This window comes from Actinospica sp., assembly GCF_035552695.1.
In the GTDB taxonomy this organism is placed as follows: domain Bacteria; phylum Actinomycetota; class Actinomycetes; order Streptomycetales; family Catenulisporaceae; genus Actinospica.
Map to the genome: position 1 here is coordinate 1 of NZ_DASZKT010000147.1, position 2,708 is coordinate 2,708.

A 2,708-nucleotide genomic window follows, 5' to 3' on the forward strand; every position below is an offset into this window, starting at 1 on the left:
CTCATAGGACTCGAGAATCTCCGCGTCGACGTCCGGCACGAGTTTGCGCATCCGCGGGTACATGATCTCGTTCTCGATGTAGGTGTGGACCGTGAGCGCCTCGAGGATCTGCTGCGCCAGGCGGGCCTTGGACGCCGTCGCCTCCGGACCGAGCGCCCGCACGTCGCGGAACAGCCGACGGATCTCCTTGTGGTCCTCACGGAGCATGACAATGGCGTCGGTGGACAAGACGAACCTCCTGGGGCGCTACGGGAAAGATCCAGAAATTCCGACTGCCGTCTGCCGGCGGTCAGAACCGTTGTGAGGGGTCTACCCGTCGCCGGCGAAGACATGAATTCCCGCGTTTCTGACCTGATGTCAGATCGTCGAGCCGGGCCTGGCCCACGGCTCACACCTGGAGGGTTCGCCACCCAGCGCTCGGGAAGGCCATCGGCATGGACGTCTTCATCAGACGCGCCGCGTTCTTCGCCGAAAGCGCCGACGAAGCTCTCGACCTCGTGGACCAGAAGTACGCACGGGTGCTGACACGGCACACCGCAGGGAGCGGCCCAGGCCGACTCCGGGTGGAGGCGGCCGAGGCCGGCGTCCTGGGGCTCGACCGGTTGGCCGTCGCGGGGTTACCTGGCAGCGCCCAGGTCGAGCCGCCGGTGCAGCTGTGCCTCGGCACCTACCTGGACGGCCAGGTGCGCCACCGGATGCCGCATGCGGGCGAGATCTCCGCCACCCGCGGGGACACCGTGCTGTGCCCGCAGCACGAGTCGGTCGCGGCCGAGTGGACCGACACCGACCTGCTGCTTCTCCGACTGCCGTGGTCCGAGGTGGGGCGCAGCGCCGCGGCCTTGTTCGGCCTCGACGGCGGGATGCCACTGCAGTTCACCGGAGCGGCCCCTGTGTCGGCGCGCGGCGCCGAGGTCTACGCGGCCTTGGCGGCAATGGCGTACCACGAACTGCGCGCCACGGACAGCGTGCTGGCCAATCCACTGGTGAACCGGGAGGTCGTGGACACCATCCTGACGGCGATCGTCACGACGTTCCCGAACACCACGATGACCCGCGGATACGTTCCCGGTCCGGGCTCCGTCCACCCCGCCGCCGTTCGCCGAGCCGTAGCCTTCATCGACGCCAACATCTCCTTGCCGATCAACCTGACCGACATCGCGCACTCCGCCGGGACCTCGCCGCGCGCGATCCGCGCGGCGTTCCACCAGCACCTGGAGACAACCCCCATCGCCTACCTGCGCCGGACCCGGCTCGAGGCGGCGCACCGGGAACTCGCGGCCGCCGATCCCGAGACCTCCGACGCGGTGCGCGACATCGCCCTGCGGTGGGGCTTCTCCCGAGCCGACCGGTTCGCCACCGCCTACCGACGCACATACGGCACGTCCCCGGAGCACACCCGGCGGGCCTGAGCCCCACGGCGTTCGGGGACCGGAAACCGGGTGGCCGAGCAGGCGACCAGACGGTAATGAAGGTGAGCGATGACAGGCACGACCGACCGCAAGCGCGTGAACGAACTGCTCGAGGAGCACGGCATCACCTACGCGGCACAGGTCGGGATCCGGCTGCGCGACAAGCCCGCGCCGCTGTATCAGTTGCTGGTGCTGGTCACCTTGCTGAGCAAGCCGATCAGCGCCGATCTGGCGGTGGCCGGGACCCGTGAGTTGCTCGGCGCCGGATACCGGACGCCGCGGCGGATGAACGCCGCGACCTGGCAGCATCGCGTCGACGCGCTGACCCGCGGGCACTACCGCCGTTACGACGAGAGCACCGCGACCAGACTCGGCGAGGCCGCGCAGTGGTTGTTGGACAACCACCGAGGTGACCTGCGCCGATTGGCCCAGGACGCGGGCCAAGAACCCCACCGCGTCGCCGAGGCGCTGCAGCAGATTCCCGGCATCGGCCCGACCGGCGCGCACATCTACCTGCGCGAGGCGCAGGCGGTCTGGCCGTGGCTGCGTCCCTACGTCGACGAGAAGGTGCGCGACGCCGCCCGTGGCCTCGATCTGCCTTCCTCGACCCGCGCGTTGCGCGACTTGGCGGGCACCGACGACCTGTCGAGGTTGGGCGCCGCCCTGATCCGGGCCGCGGCCTGATTGCCTGCCAGATTGCTCAGCCGGTTCGCGGCCAGTTCGCGGGGCCGGTCCGCCCCGCAACCGCTCGGGACAGTTCATCGGACAGCTCGGTCCACGCGGGCCGCGCGGACAGGTCCAGCCAGGATCCGTCCCGCAGCAACAGGTGCAGCGCGGCTCGCGACAGCCGAACCGTCCGACCCAAGGCGTAGCCGACCAACCAGGTCGGCCCGGCGATCAGCGGATTGCGCGCCGAGCACCATGCGGGAGGGCCGCTCGAAACTTCCGTCGGGGCGCTTAAATTAACAGCGGGATCGATTCCGGAACTTGTCATGCCGGGCTACTCCTTCACAACTTCGCCCACTCCGCCCCGTGCCCTACCCAGGCAGTGATCGTCTCGCACCGTTGATCAGCGAAAAATTCAGGTGACCCGGGTCACGTCAGGCCAGTTCGAAGATCGCGGCCAGTCCCTGGCCGCCGCCGATGCACATGGTCTCGAGCCCGTAGCGGGCGCCGCGGCGCTGCATCTCCCGGGAGAGGGTGGCCAGGATGCGTCCGCCCGTGGCCCCGACCGGGTGGCCCATCGAGATGCCCGAGCCGTTGACGTTCATCCGCGCGAAGTCCTCCCGCGTGAAGCCC

At 69.5% G+C, this 2,708-nt stretch carries 3 protein-coding genes and 1 pseudogene; 2 read left to right on the forward strand and 2 right to left on the reverse strand.

Annotated elements, in window-relative coordinates; translation table 11 throughout:
- On the reverse strand, positions 1–228 hold a 228-nt coding region (locus tag VG296_RS18340; RefSeq protein WP_325567137.1), incomplete at its 3' end, for a hemerythrin domain-containing protein.
- Positions 229–434: 206 nt separating this feature from the next.
- Here VG296_RS18340 and VG296_RS18345 point away from each other — a divergent pair.
- Both VG296_RS18345 and VG296_RS18350 read left to right on the forward strand, forming a co-directional pair.
- Entirely contained in the window at positions 435–1,409 is a 975-nt protein-coding gene (locus VG296_RS18345) for a helix-turn-helix transcriptional regulator (protein ID WP_325567140.1), read from the forward strand.
- 69 nt (positions 1,410–1,478) lie between these two features.
- The gene (locus VG296_RS18350) at positions 1,479–2,093 is read left to right on the forward strand and encodes an endonuclease (protein WP_325567141.1); all 615 of its coding nucleotides are present in this window, start codon (positions 1,479–1,481) and stop codon (positions 2,091–2,093) included.
- 416 nt (positions 2,094–2,509) lie between these two features.
- On the opposite strand, the pseudogene VG296_RS18355 reads toward VG296_RS18350, so the two are convergent.
- Positions 2,510–2,708, reverse strand: a pseudogene (locus VG296_RS18355) (acetyl-CoA C-acyltransferase); the annotation flags it as partial.

Bases quoted from the DNA above. Each gene is read 5' to 3' on its own strand.
- VG296_RS18345 (WP_325567140.1), top strand. From the start codon at position 435: ATGGACGTCTTCATCAGACGCGCCGCGTTCTTCGCCGAAAGCGCCGAC.
- VG296_RS18350 (WP_325567141.1), top strand. From the start codon at position 1,479: ATGACAGGCACGACCGACCGCAAGCGCGTGAACGAACTGCTCGAGGAG.